At 68.8% G+C, this 25,589-nt stretch carries 19 protein-coding genes; 13 read left to right on the top strand and 6 right to left on the bottom strand.

All coding sequences use genetic code 11. The features are described 5' to 3' along the window. The 11 genes from dsbD to G7B67_RS10850 all read left to right on the top strand — a co-directional run. Nucleotides 1-1,950 (top strand): protein-disulfide reductase DsbD (gene dsbD / locus G7B67_RS10900; protein ID WP_166212189.1); only part of this gene is annotated, 1,950 nt, incomplete at its 5' end. A gap of 10 nt (nucleotides 1,951-1,960) precedes the next feature. Continuing rightward, entirely contained in the window at nucleotides 1,961-2,557 is a 597-nt protein-coding gene (locus G7B67_RS10895; RefSeq protein WP_243412339.1) for a TlpA family protein disulfide reductase, read from the top strand. Between the two features lie 124 nt (nucleotides 2,558-2,681). Continuing rightward, nucleotides 2,682-3,134 carry a type II 3-dehydroquinate dehydratase gene (locus tag G7B67_RS10890; RefSeq protein WP_166212185.1) on the top strand — a complete coding sequence of 151 codons (453 nt, stop codon included), beginning with the start codon at nucleotides 2,682-2,684 and terminating at the stop codon, nucleotides 3,132-3,134. Nucleotides 3,135-3,177: 43 nt separating this feature from the next. Continuing rightward, nucleotides 3,178-3,645, top strand: coding sequence for an acetyl-CoA carboxylase biotin carboxyl carrier protein (gene accB, locus G7B67_RS10885; protein WP_166212182.1), 468 nt, complete (start codon nucleotides 3,178-3,180; stop codon nucleotides 3,643-3,645). A gap of 88 nt (nucleotides 3,646-3,733) precedes the next feature. Then, a complete protein-coding gene (accC, locus tag G7B67_RS10880) occupies nucleotides 3,734-5,104 on the top strand; it encodes an acetyl-CoA carboxylase biotin carboxylase subunit (RefSeq protein ID WP_166212179.1) in 1,371 nt (456 codons plus the stop codon). Between the two features lie 187 nt (nucleotides 5,105-5,291). Then, entirely contained in the window at nucleotides 5,292-6,212 is a 921-nt protein-coding gene (gene prmA / locus G7B67_RS10875; protein ID WP_166212195.1) for a 50S ribosomal protein L11 methyltransferase, read from the top strand. Nucleotides 6,213-6,267: 55 nt separating this feature from the next. Further along, entirely contained in the window at nucleotides 6,268-7,428 is a 1,161-nt protein-coding gene (locus tag G7B67_RS13530; RefSeq protein ID WP_341480470.1) for a DUF3426 domain-containing protein, read from the top strand. A gap of 119 nt (nucleotides 7,429-7,547) precedes the next feature. Further along, nucleotides 7,548-7,829, top strand: coding sequence for a DNA-binding transcriptional regulator Fis (gene fis / locus G7B67_RS10865; protein WP_425482438.1), 282 nt, complete (start codon nucleotides 7,548-7,550; stop codon nucleotides 7,827-7,829). Between the two features lie 173 nt (nucleotides 7,830-8,002). Next, nucleotides 8,003-9,574, top strand: coding sequence for a bifunctional phosphoribosylaminoimidazolecarboxamide formyltransferase/IMP cyclohydrolase (purH, locus tag G7B67_RS10860; protein WP_166212174.1), 1,572 nt, complete (start codon nucleotides 8,003-8,005; stop codon nucleotides 9,572-9,574). 151 nt (nucleotides 9,575-9,725) lie between these two features. Next, the gene (gene purD / locus G7B67_RS10855; RefSeq protein ID WP_166212171.1) at nucleotides 9,726-11,012 is read left to right on the top strand and encodes a phosphoribosylamine--glycine ligase; all 1,287 of its coding nucleotides are present in this window, start codon (nucleotides 9,726-9,728) and stop codon (nucleotides 11,010-11,012) included. A 64-nt stretch (nucleotides 11,013-11,076) separates the two neighbouring features. Continuing rightward, nucleotides 11,077-11,367 (top strand): DUF6916 family protein, encoded by a 291-nt coding sequence (locus G7B67_RS10850; protein WP_166212168.1) that lies wholly within the window; start codon nucleotides 11,077-11,079, stop codon nucleotides 11,365-11,367. Here G7B67_RS10850 and G7B67_RS10845 read toward each other — a convergent pair. The 4 genes from G7B67_RS10845 to G7B67_RS10830 are packed head-to-tail and all read right to left on the bottom strand — an operon-like array spanning nucleotide 11,360 to nucleotide 13,548. After that, entirely contained in the window at nucleotides 11,360-11,920 is a 561-nt protein-coding gene (locus G7B67_RS10845; RefSeq protein ID WP_166212165.1) for a GNAT family N-acetyltransferase, read from the bottom strand. The genes G7B67_RS10850 and G7B67_RS10845 overlap by 8 nt on opposite strands. Beyond that, nucleotides 11,920-12,453, bottom strand: coding sequence for a phage tail protein (locus tag G7B67_RS10840; RefSeq protein ID WP_166212162.1), 534 nt, complete (start codon nucleotides 12,451-12,453; stop codon nucleotides 11,920-11,922). The genes G7B67_RS10845 and G7B67_RS10840 overlap by 1 nt, the downstream gene beginning before the upstream one ends. A 39-nt stretch (nucleotides 12,454-12,492) precedes the next feature. Continuing rightward, entirely contained in the window at nucleotides 12,493-13,020 is a 528-nt protein-coding gene (locus tag G7B67_RS10835) for a phage tail protein (protein WP_166212159.1), read from the bottom strand. Between the two features lie 18 nt (nucleotides 13,021-13,038). Then, nucleotides 13,039-13,548 carry a phage tail protein gene (locus G7B67_RS10830; protein WP_166212156.1) on the bottom strand — a complete coding sequence of 170 codons (510 nt, stop codon included), beginning with the start codon at nucleotides 13,546-13,548 and terminating at the stop codon, nucleotides 13,039-13,041. A 275-nt stretch (nucleotides 13,549-13,823) separates the two neighbouring features. Between G7B67_RS10830 and G7B67_RS10825 the strand changes: the two genes are divergently transcribed. Both G7B67_RS10825 and G7B67_RS10820 read left to right on the top strand, forming a co-directional pair. Next, nucleotides 13,824-19,649, top strand: coding sequence for a putative Ig domain-containing protein (locus G7B67_RS10825; RefSeq protein ID WP_166212153.1), 5,826 nt, complete (start codon nucleotides 13,824-13,826; stop codon nucleotides 19,647-19,649). A gap of 269 nt (nucleotides 19,650-19,918) precedes the next feature. Then, the gene (locus G7B67_RS10820) at nucleotides 19,919-20,686 is read left to right on the top strand and encodes a hypothetical protein (protein ID WP_207780917.1); all 768 of its coding nucleotides are present in this window, start codon (nucleotides 19,919-19,921) and stop codon (nucleotides 20,684-20,686) included. A gap of 78 nt (nucleotides 20,687-20,764) precedes the next feature. Here G7B67_RS10820 and G7B67_RS10815 read toward each other — a convergent pair whose 3' ends face one another. Next, nucleotides 20,765-21,661, bottom strand: a complete 897-nt coding sequence (locus G7B67_RS10815) for a nuclease-related domain-containing protein (RefSeq protein WP_166212147.1) — start codon at nucleotides 21,659-21,661, stop codon at nucleotides 20,765-20,767. Nucleotides 21,662-21,738: 77 nt separating this feature from the next. Then, nucleotides 21,739-25,347, bottom strand: a complete 3,609-nt coding sequence (locus tag G7B67_RS10810; RefSeq protein ID WP_166212144.1) for a class I SAM-dependent DNA methyltransferase — start codon at nucleotides 25,345-25,347, stop codon at nucleotides 21,739-21,741. Between the last annotated feature and the right edge of the window lie 242 nt (nucleotides 25,348-25,589).

The following is a 25,589-nucleotide window of genomic DNA, read 5'->3' as shown; positions in this document are numbered from 1 at the left end:
GATGGCCTGGCGGCGCTGGGCCGGGCGCTGGCCGGCGGCGGCGTGCGGCCGGCCGCCAGCCCCGGCGCGATGGATGCGCAGCCGTTGCCGCCGGAGCAGGCGTTCGGCTTCGAGGCGATCGTCGGCGACGGCCGGACGCTGCTGCTGCGCTTCACCCCAGCCAGGGGCTATTACCTGTATCGCGACAAGACCTCGGTGCGGGTGAGCGGCGCCGAGGGCATCGCCGCCGGGGCGCTGCGCTGGCCGCCGGGGGTGGCGCACCACGACGAGCACTTCGGCGACGTGGTCGTCTATTTCGACCAGGTCGACGTGCCGCTGGCGCTGCAACGACGCAACGCCGATGCCGCGGACATCACTGTCACCGCGACCTTCCAGGGCTGCCAGACCGACGGCATCTGCTATCCGCCGATGACGCGCTCGGTGGCGTTGGCGTTGCCGGCGGCAGCGGCCATCGACACGCGCAACGCCGGAACGCCCGCTGCAACGGTGGCGGCGGCGATGGCGCCATCGTCCATGGCTGGCACGGCGACAGGGGATCCGGCCAGCACCAGTGACGGCCTTGCCACCGCTGTCGCAACCACCGGCGACGACGCGAACGCGCGGATCGCCGGCCAGGCGCCCGCTGCGATCCCGTCCAGCGGCCAAGCCGAAGACAGCCGTCTGGCGGCGGGTCTGGCGGGATCCAATCGCTGGCTGGCGCTGCTGGGCTTTTTCGGCGCCGGGCTGCTGCTGGCGTTCACGCCCTGCGTGCTGCCGATGATTCCGATCCTGTCCGGGCTGATCGCCGGCCAGGGCACGCGCCTGGGCACCGGCCGCGCACTGCTGCTGTCGCTGGTGTACGTGCTGGCCAACGCGCTGGTGTTCACCCTCGCCGGCGTGGTTGCGGGCCTGCTCGGGGCCAACCTGCAGGCGGCGTTCCAGCAGCCGTGGATCATCGCGGCGTTCGCGGCCCTGTTCGTGGTGCTCGCACTGTCCTCCTTCGGCCTCTACCAGCTGCAGCTGCCGATGGCGCTGCGCGCCCGCCTGGGCGCGTGGAGCGGCCGCCAGCACGGCGGCTCGCTCGCCGGCGTCGCCACGATGGGCGCGCTGTCGGCACTGATCGTCGGCCCCTGCGTGGCGCCGCCGCTGGCCGGGGCGGTGCTCTACATCGGCCAGGCGCATGACCCGGTACTGGGCGGCGCGGCGCTGTTCCTGCTGGCGATGGGGATGGGCCTGCCACTGCTGGCGTTCGGCGCGGCGGCCGGGCGCGGCATGCCGACCAGCGGGCCGTGGATGACGGCGGTGGAGCGGGTGTTCGGTTTGGTTTTCCTCGGACTGGCGGTATGGATGCTGGCGCGGATCCTGCCGGGCCCGGTGACGCTGGCGCTGTGGGGCCTGCTGGCGCTGGGCGCAGCGGCGTGGGCGTCGATGGCGTCCTCGGCGGCGGCAGGCGCATCGGCCCGCGGGCGCCTGCTGGCCCGTTTCGCCGCCCTGGTGCTGGGCGTGGCCGGCGCGGCGCAGCTGTTCGGGGCGCTCGCCGGCGGCAGCGATCCGCTGCAGCCGCTCGCGGGTGTTGGCGGCACGCACGCAGCGACGTCCGCGCCCGTCTTCGACCACGTCAAGTCCAGCGCCGACCTGGACCGCGCGGTCGCGGCCGCCAGCGCCGCCGGGCGGCCGCTGATGCTGGATTTCTATGCCGACTGGTGCGTGAGCTGCAAGGAGATGGAGAAGTACACCTTCACCGATCCCGATGTGCGCGCCGCGCTGTCGGGCTTCGTGCTGCTCAAGGCCGACGTCACCGCCAACGATGCCGTCGACCAGGCCCTGATGCGGCGTTTCGGCATCATCGGTCCGCCGGGGACGTTGTTCTTCGCCGGCGGTAGCGAACAGCGCGGGCTGCGGCTGGTGGGATTCGAGAAAGTCGCGCCCTTCGTGCAGCGGCTGCAGCGCGCGCGGACCGCAACGCCGTGAGGGCGCCAGGTTGAAGGCCGGCATCAAGGTCGGACTGGTGGCGCTGCTGGCCGGCACCCTGGGCGCCGCCGCCAGCCTGCTCACTACCGGGCCCGGCCCATTGCTGCGCAGCGAATTCGGGCAGCGGTGGCTCGGCGCGCTGTTGGCCGCGCGTGCACCCGCCGCGCCGACGGGCCTGGCCATCGCCCAGCCCGGGGCGGCCATCCCAGCATTCAGCGTGCCGGGCCTCGACGGCCACCCGGTCGCCGTCCCCACGGCCTACGCCGGCCGCCCACTGCTGATCAATGTCTGGGCGTCGTGGTGCCGTCCCTGCGTGCAGGAGATGCCGGAGCTGCAGCGCTTTTCAGCGCAACAGGGGGGCAACGGCGTGCAAGTGGTCGGCATCGCGCTCGACGACGCGGCGGCGGTGCGGGCCTTCCTGCCCAAGGTCGGCGTCGCCTACCCGGTCCTGATCGATGCGCCCGGCCCCACCGATGCCGGCGTGCGCCTGGGCAATCGCGCCGGCGTGCTGCCTTACTCGGTGCTGGTCTCGGCCGACGGGCGCCTGCTGAAACAGCACATCGGGCCGTTCGCGCGCGGCGATCTGGAGCGCTGGACGCAGCCCTGATGTGGGACTCCGGATCGGGTCGGCGGCGAGGTCAAACAATCGCTTAACTTCCGGACAAGTTCGGCGAACTGGACACCATTGGCGCCTTCCTCCAGACTGCGCGTCCCTTGTCGCGGTCCCGCCGATGGCCAAGTTGCTGGTCCTGCACGGCCCCAACCTCAACCTGCTCGGCGTGCGCGAGCCGGAGGTCTATGGCCGGACCACGCTGGCGCAGATCGACGCCGATCTGCACGCGCGCGCCGAGCGCGCCGGCCACGCCCTGGCGAGCCTGCAGTCCAACGACGAAGCGGTCCTGGTCGACCGCGTTCAGGCCGCACGCACCGACGGCACCGATTTCATCCTGCTCAACCCCGCGGCCTTCACCCACACCTCCGTGGCGCTGCGCGACGCGCTGGCGGCGGTGGCGATCGCGTTCATCGAAATCCACCTGTCCAACCCGCACGCGCGCGAGCCGTTCCGCCGCACCAGCTATTTCAGCGACCTGGCGGTCGGCATCGTCAGCGGCTTCGGCGCCGACAGCTACCGCTATGCGCTGGACGCCGCGCTCGCCCGGCTCGACGCCGCGGCGGCGCCCTGACGCCTTCCCCCCTTCCTTTCAAATCCGACCAAGAGAGACGGCCATGGATCTGCGCAAGATCAAGAAACTCATCGACCTGCTCGAGGAATCCAACCTGTCCGAGATCGAGATCAAGGAGGGCGAGGAGTCCGTGCGCCTGGCGCGCAACCCACGCGGCGGCGCGCCGATGGCGATGATGCATGCGCCGGCCCCGCAGGCGGCGGCGCCGATGCCGATGCAGTCGCCCACCGAGGCCGCGACCGGCGGCCAGGCCAAGGCCAGCACGGAACTGCCCGACGGCGACGTCGTGCGTGCGCCGATGGTCGGCACGTTCTACGCCTCGCCCGCACCGGACAAGCCGCCCTTCGTCAGCGTCGGCCAGGCGGTCAAGGCCGGCGACACGCTCGGGATCATCGAGGCGATGAAGATGTTCAATCCGATCGAGGCCGAGGTCTCCGGAACGGTGCTGAAGATCCTCGCCGAGAGCGGGCAGCCGGTGGAATTCGACCAGCCGCTGTTCGTGGTTGGGTGAGCGGGGATTTCGAGCGGCGTAGCCGCGAGCCCGCGAACGCCCGTCGGCATGCAAGCCGACGGGCAGGACAAGTAGCCGAGAGAATCCGATGCCCTTAGACAAAGTCGTAATAGCCAACCGTGGCGAAATCGCACTGCGCATCCTGCGCGCGTGCCACGCGATGGGCATCCGCACGGTCGCGGTGCATTCCACCGTCGACCGCAACCTCAAGCACGTGGCGATGGCCGACGAATCGGTCTGCATCGGGCCGGCGCCGTCGAGCGAGAGCTACCTCAACATGGCTTCGATCATCGCCGCGGCCGAAGTCACCGACGCCCAGGCGATCCATCCGGGCTACGGTTTCCTGAGCGAGAACGCCGACTTCGCCGAGCGCGTCGAGCAGTCGGGCTTCATCTTCATCGGCCCGCGCGCGGAGACCATCCGCCTGATGGGCGACAAGGTGGAGGCGATCCGCGCGATGAAGGAGGCCGGCGTTCCCTGCGTGCCGGGCAGCGGCGGGCCACTGGGCGACGATGCGGCGACCAACATCGCGATCGCGCGCGAGATCGGCTATCCGGTCATCGTCAAGGCGGCCGGCGGCGGCGGCGGGCGCGGCATGCGCGTGGTGCATACCGAAGCCGCGCTCGCCAATGCGATCGCGACGACCAAGCAGGAAGCCAAGGCCGCGTTCGGCAACGACATGGTCTACATGGAGAAATTCCTGGAGAACCCGCGCCACGTCGAGATCCAGGTGCTCGCCGATGGCCAGGGCGGCGCGATCCATCTCGGGGAACGCGACTGCTCGATGCAGCGCCGCCACCAGAAGGTCGTCGAGGAAGCACCGGCGCCGGGCATCACGCCCGAGCAGCGCGCCGCGATCGGCAAGGTCTGCGTCGATGCCTGCATCCGCATCGGGTATCGCGGCGCCGGCACGTTCGAGTTCCTCTACGAGGACGGCCGCTTCTACTTCATCGAGATGAACACCCGCATCCAGGTCGAGCATCCGGTGACGGAAATGATCACCGGCGTGGACCTGGTGCGCGAGCAGCTGATGATCGCCGCCGGCCACAAGCTGTCGCTCAAGCAGTCGGACATCGTGATCGAAGGCCACGCGATCGAATGCCGCATCAATGCCGAGGACCCGGACACGTTCATGCCCTCGCCCGGGTTGATCCAGCATTTCCACGCGCCCGGCGGCCCGGGCGTGCGGGTGGATTCGCACATCTACGAAGGCTATCGGGTACCGCCCAATTACGACTCGATGATCGGCAAGCTCATCGTCCACGGCGCCACCCGCGAACAGGCGATCGCGCGCATGCGGGTGGCGTTGAGCGAGCTGGTGGTCGACGGCATCAAGACCAATATTCCCCTGCAGCAGCGCATCCTCGCCGACGGCGGCTTCCAGCACGGCGGGCAGAACATCCATTACCTGGAAAAGCGGCTGGCCGAGCGCAAGGAAAAGTCGTTGTCGATCGTGTGATCGATCGATGCGGCCATGTCGTACCAGGCGCATCCGAGCGCTCCCGGGTGCGCTGCGCCTACCCGGGCCACGGTGCATCGTGATCCTGTGGACCGGATAAGGCCGCGGGCCGCGCGCGGGCCAAAACCGATCCTGTCGCAGGGCGCATCCAGCCTCACACGTGCACCAGCAACGCAGCGAAGACCCGATGCCCTTCCTTGAACTCACCCTGCGCTGCCGCGAAGCCGAGCAGCCGCGTTACGAACACGCGCTGGAAGATGTCGGCGCGCTCGCGGTCACGCTGCTCGATGCCGATGCCGACACGTCCAACGAGCACGCGATCCTCGAACCGGGCGTGGGTGAAACGCCGCTGTGGAACGACGTGCAATTGAGCGCGCTGTTCCCCGCCGACACAGACGCGCTGCTCCTGCTCGCCGCGCTGGACGCCTTCGACCCGGCGCTGGATTTTTCGCGCGCCGGCTTCCGCCTGGTGGAGGACCAGGACTGGGAACGCGCGTGGATGGACCAGTACGTGCCGCTGCGTTTCGGCGCACGCACCTGGATCGTGCCGTGGAACCAGCCACTGCCCGAGGACGCGCATGCCGACGACGCCGCGGTCGTGCGCCTGGACCCCGGGCTCGCGTTCGGCTCCGGCACCCATCCGACCACGGCGCTGTGCCTGCAATGGCTCGATGCGCTGGCGACCGAGGGCGCGCTGCAGCAGGCGCGCGTGCTCGATTTCGGCTGCGGTTCGGGGATCCTCGCGCTGGCGGCGCTGAAGCTCGGCGCGGCGCACGCGGTCGGCGTCGACAACGATCCACAGGCACTGCTGGCGACGGCCGACAATGCGCGACGCAACGCGGTCGACGCGCGATTGAGCGTGTATCGGCCGCAGGACGAGCCGGAAAGCGTCTATCCGATCGTCGTCGCCAACATCCTGGCCTCGGCACTGGACGTGCTCGCCGGGCACCTCGCGTCCCGGGTTGCGCCGGGTGGCCGGATCGCGTTGTCCGGCATCCTCGCCGGCCAGGAAACCGAATTGCTGGCGCGCTATGAGCCCTGGTTCGGCGACCTGCATGTCGTGGATGAAGGCGACTGGGTTCGCATCGAGGGCCGCCGCCGCAGCTGAAGCCTGCATACGTCGCGCGGATCGAGTCGTCCACGGCCATGGTTGAATAGCGCGCATGTTCGTCCTCTGCCCGCATTGCCAGTTCCTCGTCACCGTCGACCGCGGGAGCGGCGCACCACCCGCGCGCTGTCCGCGTTGCCGCGGACTGGTGGCGCCCATGGCCATGGGCAGTTCGCCCGCATCGGATGATCTGTCGGCGGCGATGGCCGCGCTGGCGCCGCCCGCGTCCATCGTGGGCACCCGGGCGGCGACGCGCGGGGATGCAGTCGATGCCTTGGATTCGGGTACCGAACCTCCAGGGGCAACAGTTCCGGATACGTCATTGCCGTGGAATACACCCCCGGCGCCGCCGATCGATGCGCCGCTTGCGGCCATGGCAATGCCTCCCGCCGGGAAAGAACCCCGCCTGGACGTGGCGGGTCCGGAGGCGGTCGAACGCGACGGCGTGCACGGGTCACCTGCAGGCGATGCCGCGTCGCCGGACGAATCCGTTGCCACGCAATCGGCACGCCCACAGGCGCTGCCCACGAAGCAGGATGGCGAGGTTCCGACGACGGGGACTCCGCTGGAAGAGGCGACGATCGCGGGGATCCCGGCAGCAGCCGGCGAAGCAACGCCTCCGGCGGGCCAGGATCCGCTGGCCCCGGCGGCGCCTGCCCCGCCAGCACGCGCGACACCCGCACGCTCCCGACGCAGGCGCAAACCCGGATTGCCGCGCATACCGGGCCTGGCATTCGTCCGGTCCGCGCGGCTCAGGCGCTGGCGCGCGCCGGTGGCCATCGCTGCATTGACGCTGCTGCTCGCCTTGCAGATGCTGCTCGCCGATCGCGCGCAGTTGGCTGCGGATGCCCGTTGGCGACCGTGGTTACAGGCCATGTGCGATGTGCTCGCCTGCGATCTCCCACCATGGAGGCAACCCGAAGCCTTCCGCCTGGTCGAACGCAATGTCAGCGCCGATCCGCAGCGAACGGGCGTACTGAACGTGCGCGCGCGCTTTCGCAACGATGCGCGCTGGGCACAACCCTTGCCGGCGATCGCATTGACGCTGTCCGACGCCGACGGGCGCACGCTCGGCGCGCGCGTCTTCACGCCAGGCGAGTACCTCGCGCCCGGCACTACGCAAAACGGCATTGCCAGCGGCCAGCTCGCGACGGTGTCGATCGACGTCGTCGAACCTGCCCAGGGCGTCGTCGCATTCACCTTTGAATTCCGCTGAGCATTCCTTGAGCGCCGTCTAGGAATGCGCATCGCTGGCATTGGCGCGTGGGAATGCTGCGCGCTAGACTCGCTCCCCCGCCGGTTCCGTGGCGGATGTGACAGCGCAGGGGAAATCCATTGAACGTTGCCGACCGCTCCGATCCCATCGGCAGCTCCAACCGCGCCGGCGCGCGGGCGCCGTTGCGCGAGCATGTCGCCAATTCCGTGCGCCGTTACCTGCGCGACCTCGATGGCTGCGATGCCAACGACCTGTATGAAATCGCCCTGCGCGAACTCGAGATTCCGCTGTTCGCCGAAGTGCTGACGCACTGCGACGGCAACCACAGCCGCGCCGCGGCGATGCTGGGCATCCACCGCGCCACGCTGCGCAAGAAGATGCGCGACTACGGCATCGGATAGCTTGCTGGGCGAGATCCGCAGCGCTTTCCACGAGCGACCCAAGCGCAGGACGTGATCGATTCGCCGGCCTTTGCGCCGTAAATCCCCCGGCAATCGCCGCTCCTGCCGACCCGGCCGGTGCGCGATCCCGAGCCCCGCTATAATTCGCGCCCCCTTCGCACGACCTTCCCTGCATGTCTGCCGATCGCCTGCCGGTGCGCCGCGCCCTGTTGTCCGTTTCCGACAAGACCGGCCTGCTGGAGTTCGCGCGCGCGCTGCACGCCCATGGTGTCGACCTGCTGTCCACCGGCGGCACGGCGAAGGCATTGCGCGATGCCGGGCTGCCGGTCCAGGACGTCAGCCAGGCCACCGGCTTCCCGGAAATGATGGACGGGCGGGTCAAGACCCTGCACCCGGTGGTCCACGGCGGCCTGCTCGGCCGCGCCGGCGTCGATGATGCGGTGATGGCGCAGCACGGCATCGCGCCGATCGACCTGCTGGTGCTCAACCTGTATCCGTTCGAGCAGGTGTCCGCGCGCAGCGACGCGACCATGGACGACATCATCGAGAACATCGACATCGGTGGCCCGGCGATGCTGCGCTCGGCGGCGAAGAATTTCGCGCGCGTCGCCGTCGCCACCGATCCCGCGCAATACGACGCGATCGTGGCCGAGCTGGCCGCCAACGACGGCACGCTCGGCGCGGCGACGCGGTTCACGCTGGCGGTCGCGGCGTTCAACCGCGTCGCGCAGTACGACGGCTGCATCAGCGACTACCTTTCCGCGCTCGACGCCGACGGCAAGCGCGGCCTGTTCCCTGCGCAGCAGAACAGCAGCTTCGTCAAGGTGATGGACCTGCGCTACGGCGAGAATCCGCACCAGCACGGTGCGTTCTACCGCGACCTGTGGCCGGTGCCGGGCACGCTGGCGACGTTCACCCAGCTGCAGGGCAAGGAGCTGAGCTACAACAACCTCGCCGATGCCGACGCGGCATGGGAATGCGTGCGCCAGTTCGAGCGCCCGGCCTGCGTGATCGTCAAGCACGCCAATCCCTGCGGCGTGGCCGAAGGCAACGGTTGCCTGGATACCTACGAAGCGGCCTACGCCACCGATCCGACCTCCGCCTTCGGCGGCATCATCGCCTTCAATCGCATGCTCGACGGCGCCACCGCGAAAGCCATCCTGGACCAGCAGTTCGTCGAGGTGCTGATCGCGCCGGCGTACGACGACGCCGCGCTCGCCCATGCGAGGAAGAAAGCCAACGTACGCGTGCTGCGGATCCCGCACGGCGAGGGCCGCAACAACTTCGACATCAAGCGCGTCGGCTCGGGATTGCTGATGCAGACCAGCGATATCCGCGAGGTCACGCGCGACGAATTGAAGGTGGTCACCCGGCGCGCGCCGACGCCCGCGCAGCTCGACGACCTGCTGTTCGCCTGGCGGGTGGCCAAGTACGTCAAGTCCAACGCCATCGTGTATGCGCGCGACCAGCGCACGATCGGCGTCGGCGCCGGCCAGATGAGCCGCGTGTATTCGGCGCGCATCGCCGGCATCAAGGCCGGTGACGCCGGCCTCGTGGTGCCGGGTTCGGTGATGGCGAGCGATGCCTTCTTCCCCTTCCGCGACGGCATCGACGCCGCCGCCGAAGCCGGCATCCGTGCGGTGATCCAGCCGGGTGGCTCGATGCGCGACAGCGAGGTCATCGCCGCCGCCGACGAACACGACATCGCGATGGTGTTCACCGGCATCCGCCACTTCCGGCATTGACCGCTGCGCTTCGACGATGAGCAGCCCTTCTCCCGCATCGCGGGAGAAGGTGCCCGCAGGGCGGATGAGGGCGCTCCTCGCGAAAAGCCTCACCCTCACCCCAACCCTCTCCCGCAAGCGGGAGAGGGGGTAAGCAAGGAGCAGCAACCCAATGAAAGTCCTCGTCATCGGTTCGGGTGGTCGCGAGCACGCGCTGGCATGGAAGCTCGCCCAATCCGCGCGCGTGACCGAAGTGCTGGTGGCTCCCGGCAACGCCGGCACCGCGCACGAAACAAAATGCCGCAACGTCGACGTCGCCGCGGCTGACATCGACGGCCTCATCGCGCTGGTGCGGCGCGAAGGCGTCACCACCACCATCGTTGGCCCCGAGGGCCCGCTGGTCGCCGGCGTCGTCGACCGCTTCCGCGCCGAGGGCCTGCGCATCTTCGGCCCCACCGCGGCCGCCGCGCAGCTGGAAGGGAGCAAGGCGTTCGCGAAGGATTTCCTCGCCCGCCATCGCATCCCAACCGGGCATTACGCGGTGCACACCGACGTCGATGCCGCGCTCGCCCATGTCCGCGCCACCGGCGCTCCGATCGTGGTCAAGGCCGACGGCCTGGCTGCCGGCAAGGGCGTGATCGTGGCGATGACGCTCGACGAGGCGGAAGCGGCGATCACCGACATGCTCGCCGGCAACGCCTTCGGCAGCGCCGGCGCGCGCGTGGTGATCGAGGAGTTCCTCGACGGCGAGGAGGCCAGCTTCATCTCGATGGTCGATGCCACCACCGCATTGCCGATGGCGACCTCGCAGGACCACAAGCGGGTCGGCGACGGCGACACCGGCCCGAACACCGGCGGCATGGGGGCGTATTCGCCGGCGCCGGTGGTCACGCCGGAAATCCACGCGCGGGTGATGCACGAGATCGTCGAGCCGACGGTGCGAGGCATGGCGGCCGACGGCATCCCGTTCACCGGCTTCCTCTACGCCGGGCTGATGATCGACCGCAACGGCGCGCCGAAGGTAATCGAGTTCAACGTGCGTTTCGGTGATCCGGAAACGCAACCGGTGATGCTGCGCCTGCAGTCGGACCTGCTCGAACTGGTCGATGCCGCGATCGACGGCCGCCTGGAAGTCGCACAGCCGCAATGGGACCCGCGCCCCTCGCTGGGCGTGGTGATGGCGGCCGAGCACTATCCGGGAACGCCGCGCACCGGCGACGCCATCAGCGGCTGGAACGTGCCCGCTGTCGATGACACCAAGGTCTTCCATGCCGGGACCCGCATCGAGGGCGACCACGTGGTCACCAGCGGCGGCCGCGTGCTGTGCGTGTGCGCGCTGGGCGACAGCGTCGCCGACGCGCAACGCAAGGCGTATGCGGAAGTCGCCGGCATTTCGTGGGCCGGCGAGTTCCATCGCCACGACATCGGCTGGCGTGCGATCGCACGCGAGCGACGCTAGGACTTGCAAGGCCACGGTGGCGCGCCGCATGCTCGGCCGCTGCACAGGGAAGGACGCGTTCGCCATGGAATTGTTGTCGCTCGAACATTTCGCCGGCTGCATCAACGAAGGGTTTTCCGCCACGCTCGGCGGCATGGACATCCCGTTCGTCCTGGTCGATGCGCGCCCGATCCCGAACGCGGCGCGCAACCCGCTACGCGCGCCATTCTCGCTGCTGTTCCGCAATGCCTCGGCTTTCCTGTTTCCACAGCAGACCTACGCCATGCGCCATCCGCGCGTGGGCGATGTCGGGATCTTCCTGGTCCCGATCGCCCGCGACCGCGACGGCTTCCTCTACCAGGCGCTCTTCAACTGACGGTTGCGGCGGCCATCGGCCGCCAGCACATGCGCCGATGCCCGGCGGCCGTCGACGGCTGCTCGGCGAAGCCGACCCGGCGATAGAGCCGGCAGGCGCGATCGTTGTCCATGGCCACGTGCAGCTCCACGGCGGCGAACCCGCCATCGATCGCGGCGCACTGGAGCCAGCGCAGCAGCGCGGTGCCGATACCCAGCGACCGCGCATGCGCGTCCAGCAACAGGTCGACGATGCGCAGGATATCGGCGGCCCAGTGCAGGGTCAGCCGACCGATAGCGGCTCCGTCGCGGGTGACCACCAGGAAGGCGGCCGGCGCGTGCGAGGCGTAATGCCGGTGCTGCAGTTCGAACTGGTTGTCGCAGAACGCACGTTTCGCGGCGTCCGGCCACGGCGCCTGCGCCAGTTCCAGCGCGCGCGAGCGGGCATAGAGTCCGCGCAGGAACGGCAGGTCCGGATCGGCGGCGAAACGCAGGCAAAGGCCCGCTGGCAGCGCGCCTTGCCATTGCAGCCACGCGGCAGGCACTGGCGGGGGAAACACCCGCGCCTGCGCCATCAAGGCCGCTGCGGGAAGATCCCTGACAGCGCGATGCAGAAATTCATCGCCAGGTACGGCTGTTGGTTGGCATGCGGCTGGCCGCCGCCCGCCACGCCGATCATCGATGGCGCGAAGTTGCCGGCGGCGGCCGCCCCGGGCGCGAACGGAGTCACGGTGCCTGGCGCGCTCAATGCATCGCCCGCCACCGGCATGCCATGGCGCTTGGCCGCGTCGGACTGGTTGACGACATTGAACGGATGGTTGTGCGCCGGCATTTCATTGGCCAGCAGGGTGACGCTGTCCGAGCCGAAGGCCTCGCCGATCGTCCGCGGCGACAGCCCAGGTCCAGCGCCGGTGGCGCAGGCCGCGGCCCCCTGGAAATTCGGCAGGCCGAAGTTGGTCGTGCCATTGCCACCGAAGTTGGTGCCCAGCAGCGAGAACAGCGCGGAGTACTGGCTGATGGGCAGCAACTGCCCGGTGCACGAGGCCCAGTCCTTCGGTGCGAAACCAAAGCCGAAGACCTGAAGCTGGCCGAGAAAGGGATCGCTCATGGTGCGGTGTCCTTGAAAAAGTGGCGACGCGGTCCTGCCTTACGGCTGGCTCGGCCAGATTCCATTCAAAGCAATGCAGAAGCGCACGGTCAGCGTCGGCATCGTGTTGTCGTGCGGTTGCCCGCCCCCACTGGGGCCGACCATATAGGTTGCCGCCGCAACCGGTGTCAGCCCATCGATGTCGCTGGTGTACATCGAATCGCCACTGATCGCGCCCAGCGCCGACGACGCGCTTGCGGTGCCGGTGGTCGCCGTGGCGCTGGTCACCATCGCCGCATGCGCGTGCGCGGGTAGCTGCGCGGCGATGAGGGTGACGCTTTCGCTGCCGCCCACCTGCCCCAGCGTGTACGGGCTCAGCCCGCTGCCGGTACCCACGTGCACCGGCAGGCGGCCACGCAGGTCGGGCACCGCGAAGGTGGTCTGGCCATCGCCGCCGTAGGTGGTGCCGATCAGCGCGAAGAGGGCATCGTAGCTGGCGATGGACAGCAGGCTGCCATCGCAGTCCTGCCAGTCCAATGGCGCGAAGGTATAGGGCAACAGGCGGATTTCGCCGATAAACGGATCCATGTTCGCGATCTCCTGGCTTTAGTTGCGCGAGGGGTAGACGCCACTCAACGCGATGCAGAAATTCAGCACCGAATACGGCTGCAGGTTCGTGTGCGGCTGGCCGGTGCTGTTGTTGCCGACCGTCACCGCGTTCAATGGCACCTGCGGGCCGGTGGCACTGGCATAGATCGGATTGGCCGCGCCGGTGTCGCCATACAGCGCATTGGCCGGATTGCGCACCGCGCCAGCCTGCGAGGCGTAGGCGGCCGCATGCACGTGCTGCGGAATCTGCGTCGCCAGCAGGGTGACGTTCTCCACGCCGCCCGCCTGGCCCAGTGGCAGCGCATTGCTGGTGCCGACGGGTGTCCGGCTGCGCAGGTCCGGCAACTGGAACGTGCTGATCCCATCACCGCCGTAGGTCGTGCCCAGCAGCGAGAACAACGCCTGGTTCTGGCTGATCGGCAGCGTCGCGCCGTTGCATTGCGCCCAGGATTTCGGCGCGTAGCCGAACGACGCGAGCATGATCTGCCCGATGAACGGATCCGACATGATGTCCCCTCCCTAGGGTTTCGAGTGCCCTTCCGAACTGGGTCACACGGCGACTGTCGCCCACATTCAGGAACTTGACAAGGGCCTGCAACCGGTGGCCAATATGTGGACACGGGTCAATCCGTCATCGACAAGGACGTGGTCTGCTCCCGCGCTGGCGGTGTACACCAGCAGTCGAGCAATGGGGGCGGCAAGGGACTGCCGCGGAATTTAATGCAAGGCGCTCCGCGCGGCACACGCCGCTGTTGGCCGGACGCACACTGGGGATCGGGGCCATGTCTTATCATTCGTCGGTGCAGCGCATCGCTGCGAACCTGTCTTCGTTCGCGCGCGTTGCGCACGCCTGGCTGCTGCTGGCGGTATTGCTGGTCGGCTTGCCCGGCGCCGCGCAGGCCGCCTGCGGGACGATGAGCGTGCCCGACGGGTACACCACGCCAGCGACTTCGCCCATGGCGTCGGGTGGCTCGATCACCATCAATGCGAGCCGGTGCGACGCCTTCGGCCTGAACCCCTATCCGGGTACCGGCACCACCAGCCCGGCGCATGGCGCGGTGTCGGTCAATGCGGCGGCTGGCACCATCACCTACACCAACAATGGCGACGGCGCGACCAGCGACTCGTTCGTGGTCGCCGATGCGAGCGCCAACCTGTTCACCGTCAATGTCGCGATCGGCGCCGCCACCAGTCCGATCACGGTGTCGCCGGCATCGCTGCCCACGCCCAACGTCGGCGTCGCCTACAGCCAGGCGCTAGGCGCCAGCGGCGGCACCGCCCCGTACACCTACGTGCTGAGCAGCGGCGCGCTCGCACCGGGCCTGACGCTGAGCGGCAGCACCATCAGTGGCACGCCCAACCAGGCCGGCTCTTATGCGGCCACGCTCACCGTCACCGACAGCGCCAGCGTCACGACCACCAAGTCCTACTCGGTGACCGTGCCCAACCCGAGCAGCGGGATCGCGGTTGCCGCGCCGCCCACCGCGAACCTCAACGTCGCCTACAGCTATGACCTCAACCCCAACACTTCCGGCGCGCTGGCGCCCTACACCTACTCGCTGAACAGCGGATCGCTGCCCGCGGGCCTCACCTTGAGCGGCGGCGTCATCACCGGCACGCCGACCGCGACCGGCACGTCGAACTTCGCCCTGGTCGTCACCGACAGCAGTCCGAACCTGTCCGGCACCTCGCCCGGCCCCTATTTCAAGGTGGTCAACCTCAGCCTCGTGGTGCAGAACGTGCCGCCGACCACCGGCGCGGTGAGCGCGACGGTGGCGTACGACAGCTCGAGCAATCCGATCACGTTGAACATCACCGGCGCCCCGGCGACATCGGTGGCGATCGGGACCGCGCCGACGCACGGCACGGCCACTGCATCGGGCACGGCGATCACCTACACGCCGGTCGCTGGCTATGCGGGGCCGGACAGCTTCACCTACACCGCGACCAACGGCGCCGGCACCTCGACGCCCGCCACCGTGACGATCACGGTGGCGGCGCCGACGCTGGTCGTGTCGCCGGCACTGCTTCCCGGCGCGACGGTCGGCGCGGCGTACTCGCAGGTCATGACCACCAGCGGTGGCGCGGCGCCCTACACCTACAGCATCACGGCGGGTTCGCTGCCCGCCGGCCTCACGCTGGCCTCCAACGGGACCTTGAGCGGCACGGCCACGGCCGCGGGAAGTTTCAATTTCACGGTGACGTCCACCGACAGCTCCACCGGCACCGGGCCGTTCACGGGCAGCCGGGCCTTCACGCTGACGGTCGCGGCGCCGACGATCACGGTCACTCCCGCCGTCCTCACCAGCGGCACCATCAACACTGCCTATTCCGCGTCGCTCGGTGCGTCTGGCGGAACGGCGTCCTATGCCTATGCGATCACCGCCGGCGCGCTGCCACCCGGCATCACGCTCGCTGCCGACGGCACCGTGAGCGGGACGCCGACGGCATTGGGGACGTTCAACTTCACCGTCACCGCCACCGACTCCAGCACCGGCACCGGCGCTCCCTTCACCGGCAGTCGGGCCTACGCGCTGGTCATCGACGGGGTCGTGCTCACGCTCGCGCCGGCCACCCTGCCCGACGCCACCCGCGACAGCGCGTATTCGCAGGTCATCAGCGCCAGCGGCGGCACCCCGGCGTATGCCTTCTCGCTCACCAGCGGCAGCCTGCCTCCGGGTCTGACGCTGGCCTCCGATGGCACCCTGGGCGGGACGCCGATACAGGCAGGCAGCTTCTCCTTCACCGTCACCGCGACCGATGCCGATGGCTCGACCGGCAGCCAGGCCTACACGCTGGTCGTGAATGCGATCGTGCCGGGCGCGCCGGCCATCTCCGGCGCGAGTGCGGGCGACGGCCAGGCGCAGGTCACGTTCTCGGCGCCAGCGGATGACGGTGGTGCGGCGATCACCGGCTATACCGCCACCGCGGCTCCTGGCGGGGCGACAGGCACGCTGTCCGGGGCCGCCGGCGGCACGATCACGGTCACCGGCTTGACCAACGGCACCGCGTACACGTTCACGGTGACGGCCACCAATGCGGCGGGAACGGGACCGGCGTCGGCGCCATCGGCCAGCATCACGCCCAAGGGTGCGCAGAGCATCACCTTCAACAATCCCGGCACGCAGATTTTCGGCACGGCACCAACGTTGACGGCAACGTCGAGCTCGGGGCTCACGCCGAACTTCTCCTCGTCCACCACCGGCGTGTGCACCGTGACCAGCGGCGGCACGCTGACCTTCGTCACGGCCGGTACCTGCACCATCGATGCCGACCAGGCCGGCGATGCCGCCTTCCTGCCCGCGCCGACCGTGTCGCAAAGCTTCACCGTCGCGGCGATCGTGCCCGGCGCGCCGACGATCGGCACCGCGACCGCCGGTGACGCCAGCGCCAGCGTTGCGTTCACGGCGCCGGCGAACACGGGCGGTGCCGCCATCACGTCCTACACGGTCACCTCCAGCCCGGGCGGCATCATCGCCACCGGCGCGGCCAGCCCGATCAACGTCACCGGCCTGGCCAACGGCACCGCCTACACGTTCACCGTGACCGCCAGCAACAGCGCCGGCACCGGCAGCGCATCGGCCGCGTCCAACAGCGTCACCCCGATCGGCGCGCAGACGATCACCTTCGCCAATCCCGGTGCGCAGGATTTCGGCACCAGTCCGACGTTGACCGCGACCGCCAGCTCCGGGCTCACGGTGAGCTTCAGTTCGACCACGCCTTCGATCTGCACCATCACCAGCGGTGGCGCATTGACGCCGGTCGCACCGGGCACGTGCACCATCCATGCCGACCAGGCCGGCAATGCGGCGTTCTCGCCCGCCGCGCAGGTCACGCAATCCTTCGCCATCGTCGTCACCGGCGGCGCGGTGGGCATCAGCACGACATCGCTGCCGCAGGCAACCGCCGAATCGGCGTACAGCCAGGCCGTCGTCGCCGCCGGCGGCGCGACGCCCTACAGCTTCACGCTGATCCTCGGCGCGTTGCCGCCCGGCCTGTCGATCAGCAGCAGCGGCACGATCTCGGGCACGCCGACCGCCGACGGGACGTTCAATTTCACCGTGCAGGTCACCGACGCCGCCACCCAGACGGCGACGCAGCCACTGTCGCTGGTGGTCGTGGCGCCCACGATCACCGTCACTCCGGGCAGCCTGCCCAACGGCACCGCGGGCATGGCCTATGGCCAGGCGGTCACTGCCAGTGGCGGCATGGGGCCGTACAGCTTCGCGCTCACGAGCGGCAGCCTGCCCAGCGGCATGACGCTCGCCAGCGACGGCACGCTGGCGGGCACGCCGACGGTGAGCGGCACGTTCAACCTCACGATCACCGCCACCGACAACCTGGGGTTCACCGGCGCACAGGCCTACACCTGGACCATCGACGCACCGACGATCACCTTGGCACCGGCGACGTTGCCCGGCGCGACGGTCGCGGCGGCCTACAGCCAGGTGTTGTCCGCCAGTGGCGGCACCGCACCCTATGGCTATGCGCTGACCAGCGGCGCGTTGCCGACGGGCATGTCGCTGGCCAGTGACGGCACGCTGTCCGGCACGCCGACCGCCGGCGGCAGTTTCAGCATCGCCATCACGGCCACCGACGCGCTCGGGTTCAGCGGCACGCAGGCGTACACGCTGGCCGTCGCCGCGCCGGGCATCAGCCTGCTCCCGGCGACGCTGCCGGGCGCCACCGCGGGCAGCGCCTACAGCCAGGTCGTCACGGCCAATGGCGGCGTCGCGCCCTACAGCTTTGCCATCACCACGGGCACGTTGCCGGCCGGCCTGACCCTGGCCAGCGACGGCACGCTGTCCGGCACGCCGACCGTCAGCGGTTCGTTCAACATCAGCATCACCGCCACCGACAGCAGCACCGGCGGCGGGCCCTACTCCGCCACCCAGGCGTATGCGCTGGTGGTGACCGCGGCACCGCCGCTGGTCACGCCGGACACGGCAACCACGTTGTCAGGCGTCGCGGTCGCCATTGCGGTCACCACCAACGACAGCGGTCGCATCGACTCCGTCGCGGTGGCGGGCGCGCCGCGACACGGGACCGCGACGGTGGCTGGACTGGTGGTCACCTACACGCCGGAGGCGAGCTTCGCCGGCACCGATCGTTTCACCTATACCGCCACCGGCCCGGGCGGCACCTCCGCCCCCGCCACGGTGACCGTGACCGTGCATCCGATGCCGGTCGCGCAGTCGCGGTCGGTCGACGCGATGTCCGCCGTGCCGGTCACGGTGGACCTGACCGCCGGCGCGAGCGGCGGGCCGTTCACTGCCGCGACGCTGGTGGCACTGGAGCCCGCCACCGCCGGCACGGTGACGATCACCCACGAAGGCGGGACCTGGCTGATGCACTTCACCTCCAACGCCGGCTTCAGCGGCGAGGCGAAGGCGCATTTCACCCTCGACAACGCCTACGCGACCTCGGCCGAAGCGACCATCACCTTCAACGTCAAGCCACGCCCGGATCCGAGCCAGGACGCGCAGGTGCGCGCGCTGCTCGACGCGCAGGTCGAATCGGCACGCCGCTTCGCGCAGGCGCAGATGGGCAATTTCCACCAGCGCCTGGAGCAGTTGCACGGCGCCGGCCAGCGTGGCCGGTTCACCAGCAACCTTGGCTTCGCCGGCCACCCGTGCGCGCAGGCGACCGATCGCGACGCCTACCAGGCATGCATGGATCGCCATGACGCCACCCGGGCGTCGCCGCGCCTGGCATCCGTGGGCGGCCCCTACGATGCGGACAGCGGCCCGCCCGGCGGCGATGCCGTCGCGGGCAGCACGCGCCACGCGACCTCCAGCGCCTGGGTCGGCGGCATGATCCGCTCGGGCAGCTTCGATGGACGCGGCGGTTCGGGCATCGGCTTCGAAAGCGACGGCATCAGCGCCGGCGTGGACACCGACCTGTCGCCGGCATTCACGCTCGGCGGTGGCCTGGGCTACGGACGCGACGACAACACCATCGCTGGCGGCAGCCGGCTCAAGGGCAGCGCGCGCGCCTTCATCGGCTATGCCAGCTACCACCCCTGGGCACACCTGTTCGTCGACGGCCTGCTCGGGTTCCAGCAGCTCGATTACGACAGCACGCGCAAATTGACCGGCGTCGATGCCGTGGTCCGCGGCCGCCGCGACGGCGACCAGTGGTTCGGATCGGTGTCGGTCGGCGCCGATCTCGAACACGGCGCATGGCAGGTCACCCCCTACGCCCGTGTCGACATCGCGCGCGGCAGCCTGGATGGCTACACCGAAACCGGCCATCCCTTCCTGGCGTTGCATTACGAATCAATGGACCTGGAAAGCACCACCGGCAACCTTGGCCTCAGGCTCGAACTGCGCAACCACATGGCCTGGGGCTGGCTGTCACCGCAACTGCGGGTGGAATACCAGCGCGAATTCGCCGACGCGCAGGCGGCGCTGGTGCGCTATGCGGACCTTGCCAACGGGCCGTTCTACACGCTGTCGCCGACCGGCTTCGACCGCAGCCGCTTCATGCTCGGACTGGGAGCGACGTTCGACAGCAATGGCGGCTGGTCGACCCATGTCGAGTACCAGGCGCAGACCGGCGGCCAGCGCGACGAAGGCGTGCAGCTCAACGTGCAGAAAGCGTTCTGATCACGACCGGCCCACCGTCCGCGGTGGGCCGGGAACGCAGCACACGCCGCCCCGAGCAGGAGTGGCTTCGATGTAGGAGCGGCTGCAGCCGCAAGCTCTACCGTCACCGCCACAGCCGCCTTGACCCGACCCTGACGCCACCCGCCGTAGCATCGCCGCGCTGGAGAACAAGCGAGGGGCCAAGGTCCCAAGCGAAACTCTCCGCACGAAGGCCCAGCCCAACGAGGGTTCATCCTCGCCACTGGGCCTTCACTTTGCGGGGCGTGTCGATGCCCGCCACCTGGCGCATGCAGGTCGCGAGCAGCCCGCAGCGGCTGGCTGCGGTATCCTTCGCGGCCATGCCTGTCGACGATCGTGCGTTCGCTTCTTTCCTGCAGCAATACGTCGACGACCTGGACGCCATCGCCGGCTGGTCGCGCGGTGAACTGACGCCCGGGGATGTCCGCAACGAAGCCTGGATCCAGGCCTTCGACCTCGGCGGCGACCTGGGCCGTCGGCTAGACCTCGAAGACACAGCCGATGCGACATTGCTGTTGCAGCGGCTGCGCCGTCACTGCGATCGTTTGCGCAGAACTTCGCGTGGCACCTGCCCGCTCGACCAGCCGCTCGGCGGTCCGGAAGGCCCGACCCGTGCTGACTTCCTCGCGGACGACGACGGCGCGCATCCCCTCTCGTTGCTCGAAGCGATCGAGGAGGAGGTCGTCGAACCGGAATTCCCCGGCCCCCGCCACTCGGAACTCGCCGCCTGGCACTGGCTGGCACTGCGTTTCGATCGACGGATGCCACAACTGGCGGACTATCTGCTGATTTCGGTGTCGTGGTGTCATGCACGCCGGCGCCGCGCGCGCCGTCGCGCCGTCTCGCAATGGCCGCTTGCGCAGGCACTACAGAACGAGATCGGCACGGCCGATGAGGCGCTGCGGCCCTGGCGCCGATTCAAGCTTCCACCACGCCACCGGCCTGCAGCAAACCAGCTTGGGCTCGATTACTGGTGCCGACCATCGCAGCCGATGGAAGGGCAGCTTTGGTTGCTGTAGGACACAGGGGGTCTTTCGTGGCGCGGCGCGACAGCGCCAGGACCAGGTCGACTCACCCGCTTGCGTCGCCTCGACGCCTCAATCGGCGATATCGGGATAGCGCACGGCCAGCGCGTCCTTCACCAGGCGGCGGGTGTCGGCATCGATCGACACCGATTCCTTGGCCATGAAATTCGCGCCCTCGCGCATTGGGCTGAACACCTTGACCCTCGCGTTGTGCCAGACCTCGTCGGGCTGGTCGATGAGCCAACCTGGCAATGCCAATGCCGCCACGACCGGCACGTCGCGGCCCAGCGATTCACGCAACGTTTTCGACAGCCACTGCGCCTGTCGCTGCGCTTGTGCCACGGCATCGGTTGCGACGAAGTCCGGGAAACGCAGCACCTGTCCGTCGAACGCAACGCGGTAATTCTCGCCGGATCGCACCTGCCTGGGTTTTCGGAACGACTTGGTCTCCACCGCATACACACCACGTGGTGCGATCACCACGTGGTCGATGTTGAAGCCCTCGCCCGGCAGGTCGTGCAGCACCGTGCAGCCCTTGGCGACCAGCCGATTGAGCTGCATGCCGGTCACCCGTTCCGCGAGCAGTCCATCGCGCGCCTGCTCGCGGGCGCGGAAATGGCGCACGTAATCGAACAGGCCATAGCCGAACATGAGCAGGCCGAACACGGCGAAGATCGATTCGTGGACGCTCCATTGCACGCGCCCCCAGTCCACCTTGCCGCCGACCCAGACCAGGAAGGCGTACGGCAACGCTAGGTACATCAACAGGATCGCCATCATCAGTTCCGAGTCGTGGTGCGCGACGCGCTCCACCAAACCCTGACCCGGCAGCTTGCCCACCTTGCGGCCGTGCAGCGGCGAGCGCCGGCGGTAGCGTTTGAAGCCGGCCTTGAACATCAACGCACACGCCAGCGCAAGCAGCGCCGAGGCGAAGAACGGGACCAAGCCGTAGAAGTCGGAGAAATGCATCGGCGCTCCGTTTGTGGGTGGGTTGTGCATGTGCTGCCACGCCGTGCGCTACCGCGCAGGCTGGTCTCGGTCCGACGCTAGGCTTCGTAGCGGTCGCCATTGGCGTGCGCACGGCCCAGCGCGACGAGCATCTCCAGCAATTGCGGCAGGCGTTTCTTCCACGCGCCGCGCGCGGTGAAGCGGGCGGCGATCTCGTCCAGGGTCAGCGCCACCGGGCTTGCGGCAAGCACGTCGGCGACCGCGCGGACCTGGGCGATGGCGTCGGTCGGCCATGGCATCGGCTTGCCCGCTGCGGCCGCTGCGGCGGCGACCGGTGCGTCTTCCGTATCCGTTGCCAGCTCGTTCTGCACCGGCGCGGCTTCGGCCGCGTGCGCGGAGGGATGCTGGAACTCCGGGCGCAGCCAGCGGACGAGGCCGCGGGCTTCCTCGGCGGCGCGCTCGGCGTTGAGCGCGACGAGGCGCTCGAGGATGGCGTCGTCGAAGGCGCGCCTGGCGTCCTCGCGTGACTGGCCATCGGCTGGCGCCTCGTTGCCGTACGCGATGCGCAGCAGCGGCAGCAGGTCGCTCCAGCCGTAAGCGTCGAGCACGGCGGCATCGAGTTCGTCGTGCAGCTGGCGCAGCACCGACACCAGGCCGTGCTCGTGGATCGTGCGCTCCTTCGCCGTCAACGACTCGCCGCTGCGCAGCTTGTCGAGCACGTTGTACATGCCGGTGAGGGTGAGGTCGGGATGTGCGGCTTGCTGGCGCTTGCGGTGGGTGTCTAGTTGTTCTGCATGGGTCCTGATCTTGGAACGTTCGCTAACGCTCTCAGGAAACGGAAAAGGATTAAAACAGCGCGTTTGGTTATATCGAATATTGCCGACATATGCGCCAAATGACGCAGCATTCGCTTCAACCCAAGCCATATGAACAGCCGAAGAAAGCACGCCCAAAATCGCTGAGCAGTCCACCGCAATTCCAACAACCTCGCTTTCAAACTGAACCAAGCTAGGCTCGAACCGAAAAAAACGATGTTTCGCAGTCCGCGGAGTAACAATGACTTGTTTCAAATCCGCCGAAGCATTGCGAAAGCCCGAACGAGGTTCTGCAAACACCCACCACGACTCGCGGTAAGACTCCCGATTGTTTTGGAGCCTCTCCGGCTTTACGTGATCAAACAACCACTGATATGCAGCCGGCGCGCTTTCTCGAAGCTCTCGTTCATTCAGACCGTAAAAGTCCAAAACATATTTTTCTTCGGAAGCTTGGCTGATAGAGCGCCCGGTGACGTAAGGCTTGAGGTAGGCACCAGCATCTGCGACTGAGCCTATATCTTTAGCCTCAATTACAAACCCTTGCCCAACTAGGGTCACTCCGCGAGAAGCCAAACCCGTATTTGATTTCAACGATCCGGCTAGCAGAACATCTGCCCCAGTTCTTAAGTCCCCAAAAATAATCCCTGCCGTCGACTTCAAGTTGACTTCAACTTCGTCCGCTTGGCTGGTCGATTCACTCTCTACTTGCAACAGGGAGCCCTTCGACTTCCCAGCTGCGCTTACCGTCATTGCAATACGCACCGCCGCCCCGTCGGCAGCATCCACCCATGGGTGATCCGGAATTGCAAACACCAGCGAGAGCGGCTGTTCTTCGCACACTCCCCCGCCTGCGGGGGCGGGTTGGGGGGGCGCGCCTGGCGTGAGAGCCTGGACTGGCGCTGCCCCCATCCCAACCTTCCCCTGCACGCGGGGGAAGGAGCCAGAGGCGTCGACTTTTGTGGGTTCCAGCGCGGCTTCGATGACGCGGCGGTTGAACGCTTGCCGGATCGAATTGGTGGTGATGAAGCCGAAGCGCTGCAATCCGCCACGGCGGGTGATCAGTGCCGCGTGATGCCACCAGTACATAACGAAGTCGGCCGACTCAGGCACGTCCGTCCACACCCCGCGCAAGGCCTCGACGTAGCCGTGGCCCAGCGCCGCGCGCATGCGCTTGTTGCCAATGAACGGCGGATTCCCCACCACGAAATCCGCCTGCGGCCAGGCCGCCTTGCGCGGATTGACGTAACGCTCCACCGGCTTGCGCGCTTCATCGTCGGGAATCGGTTCGCCGGTCACCGGCGAGGCCTTCATCGTCTCGCCATCCCAGCGCGTGACCGGGATGCCGCGCTCGTCGGTGACGTATTCGATCCGGTCGTAGGCCAGCACCGCGTCGCGATTCTCGATGTTGCGGAAGTCGCGGATCACCGGCACCGGCGGGGCGATGTCGCCACGGGTGCGGAAGTGCCATTGCAGGTAGCCGATCCACAGCACCACTTCAGCGATGGCGGCGGCGCGTGGGTTGAGCTCGATGCCCAAGAGGTTGTGCGGGTCGACGGTCTCGCCGGCCGCGGCGTCGGCGCGCTCGCCGCCGAGTGCGAGGCCGGTCTGGCGGAAGCCGAATTCGTCGAGCGCGTTGAGCACCTCGCCTTCCAGGCGCTTGAGGTGCTCGAGGGTGACGTAGAGGAAGTTGCCCGAACCGCAGGCTGGGTCGAGCACGCGCACGGTGCACAGGCGATGGTGGAAGCGGCGCAGTTCGGCGACGGCGGCGTCGTGCCTGCCTTCAGCAGCGAGCGTGAGCGCGGCGGCCTGGGCGTCGCTCCACTCCGCGCGCAGCGGCTCGATCACCGTGGGCAGCACCAGCCGCTCGACGTAGGCGCGCGGGGTGTAGTGCGCGCCGAGCTTGTGGCGCTCGCCCGGCGACAGCGCGCGCTCGAGCAGGGTGCCGAAGATCGCCGGCTCCACGTGCTCCCACTTGGCGCGCGCGGCGTCGATCAGCAGCGCGATCTGCGCGCGGTCCAGCGGCAGGGTGTCGGGCTGCTTGAACAGCTTGCCGTTGAAGCGCAGCACGTCGCTGGCGATGGCGGCGGAAAAGCCGCCGCTGTCCATGTCGCGCCACAACTGGCCGAGCATGCGCATGGCGACATCGGGCTGGTCGGCGTACTTGACCAGCAGGTCGCGGAAACTGTCGCGCGGCAGCAGCGTCACGTCCTCGGCAAACATCGTGAACAGGCAGCGCATCAAGAACTGCGCGACGGCCTCGGGCGTGTGGAGGCTGGCTTCCAGGCTGCGAGCGAGCGTGGCCAGGCGCTCGGCGATCTCGCGGGTGACACGCGCGGATTCGCGGCTGGGGTCCAGGCTGAGCGGATCGGTCCAGACGCGGCGCAGGCGGTCGAGGATCTCCGGCCGGCGCAGGTCCGCCAGCGCAATGCGATGGCTGCCGGGATCGGGGAACGGCGTGTAGGTGGCGCCGGAGCGCGAGAACTCGGCATAGAGCTCGATGCGGTTGCCGACATCGACCACCACCACGAACGGCGGACGGCCTTCGCTGGCCGGCAGCGCGCGGGCGTAGCCCTCGGCCTGGCTGCGGGCGCGCAGCAGGGCCTCGTCGAAGCCCTTGGTGTGCGAGGCGGCCTTGACTTTCTTCGACTCCAGCACGAAGGCGCCGCGCTTGTAGAGATCGATGCGGCCGGCGCTGGTGCTGCCGTCGCCGTGGCGGAAGGTGATCGGGCGCTCGAACATGTAGTCCTGCGCCGGCGTCGGGTGCGGGGTGTCGACGCCGAGCAGGACGCACAGGTCCGACAGGAAACTCTGCGAGGTGGACAGCTCCGAGGCGGTGACGCCCTGCCACTTGCCGATGAACGCTTCGACCGCCTGTTGCCCGGCATCCGCCACGTGCTGTCCCCTCCGCTGCCCGGACGCAGGCTACCTGATGGGGTGCGTCGGTGCGCGCGCGGCCGTCGTCGCAGTGCCTCGCGCCGCGTGCGCACCGCGCGCGCCTGCCTGCGGGGAGACCGGAAGAGCACGCGTCTGGACTCCAGACACCGAGGCATCCGGTAGGCCGTCTCCTGCCTGGAAGAGGGGGGGGCGGGGGGGGGGGGGGGGGGGGGGGGGGGGGGGGGGGGGAGGGGGGGGGG

The sequence above is a fragment of the Cognatiluteimonas telluris genome (assembly GCF_011320095.1).
Classification (GTDB): domain Bacteria; phylum Pseudomonadota; class Gammaproteobacteria; order Xanthomonadales; family Xanthomonadaceae; genus Cognatiluteimonas; species Cognatiluteimonas telluris.
Note: the sequence above shows the minus strand (reverse complement) of the source record. Positions and strands in the feature narration are given on the sequence as shown.

Excerpts from the sequence above, each read along its gene's own strand:
- G7B67_RS10890 (WP_166212185.1), top strand. The coding sequence starts at position 2,682 with ATGGCCAAGTTGCTGGTCCTGCACGGCCCCAACCTCAACCTGCTCGGC.
- accB (WP_166212182.1), top strand. The coding sequence starts at position 3,178 with ATGGATCTGCGCAAGATCAAGAAACTCATCGACCTGCTCGAGGAATCC.
- accC (WP_166212179.1), top strand. The coding sequence starts at position 3,734 with ATGCCCTTAGACAAAGTCGTAATAGCCAACCGTGGCGAAATCGCACTG.
- prmA (WP_166212195.1), top strand. The coding sequence starts at position 5,292 with ATGCCCTTCCTTGAACTCACCCTGCGCTGCCGCGAAGCCGAGCAGCCG.
- G7B67_RS13530 (WP_341480470.1), top strand. The coding sequence starts at position 6,268 with ATGTTCGTCCTCTGCCCGCATTGCCAGTTCCTCGTCACCGTCGACCGC.
- purH (WP_166212174.1), top strand. The coding sequence starts at position 8,003 with ATGTCTGCCGATCGCCTGCCGGTGCGCCGCGCCCTGTTGTCCGTTTCC.
- purD (WP_166212171.1), top strand. The coding sequence starts at position 9,726 with ATGAAAGTCCTCGTCATCGGTTCGGGTGGTCGCGAGCACGCGCTGGCA.
- G7B67_RS10850 (WP_166212168.1), top strand. The coding sequence starts at position 11,077 with ATGGAATTGTTGTCGCTCGAACATTTCGCCGGCTGCATCAACGAAGGG.
- G7B67_RS10845 (WP_166212165.1), bottom strand. The coding sequence starts at position 11,920 with ATGGCGCAGGCGCGGGTGTTTCCCCCGCCAGTGCCTGCCGCGTGGCTG.
- G7B67_RS10840 (WP_166212162.1), bottom strand. The coding sequence starts at position 12,453 with ATGAGCGATCCCTTTCTCGGCCAGCTTCAGGTCTTCGGCTTTGGTTTC.
- G7B67_RS10835 (WP_166212159.1), bottom strand. The coding sequence starts at position 13,020 with ATGGATCCGTTTATCGGCGAAATCCGCCTGTTGCCCTATACCTTCGCG.
- G7B67_RS10830 (WP_166212156.1), bottom strand. The coding sequence starts at position 13,548 with ATGTCGGATCCGTTCATCGGGCAGATCATGCTCGCGTCGTTCGGCTAC.
- G7B67_RS10825 (WP_166212153.1), top strand. The coding sequence starts at position 13,824 with ATGTCTTATCATTCGTCGGTGCAGCGCATCGCTGCGAACCTGTCTTCG.
- G7B67_RS10820 (WP_207780917.1), top strand. The coding sequence starts at position 19,919 with ATGCCCGCCACCTGGCGCATGCAGGTCGCGAGCAGCCCGCAGCGGCTG.
- G7B67_RS10815 (WP_166212147.1), bottom strand. The coding sequence starts at position 21,661 with ATGCATTTCTCCGACTTCTACGGCTTGGTCCCGTTCTTCGCCTCGGCG.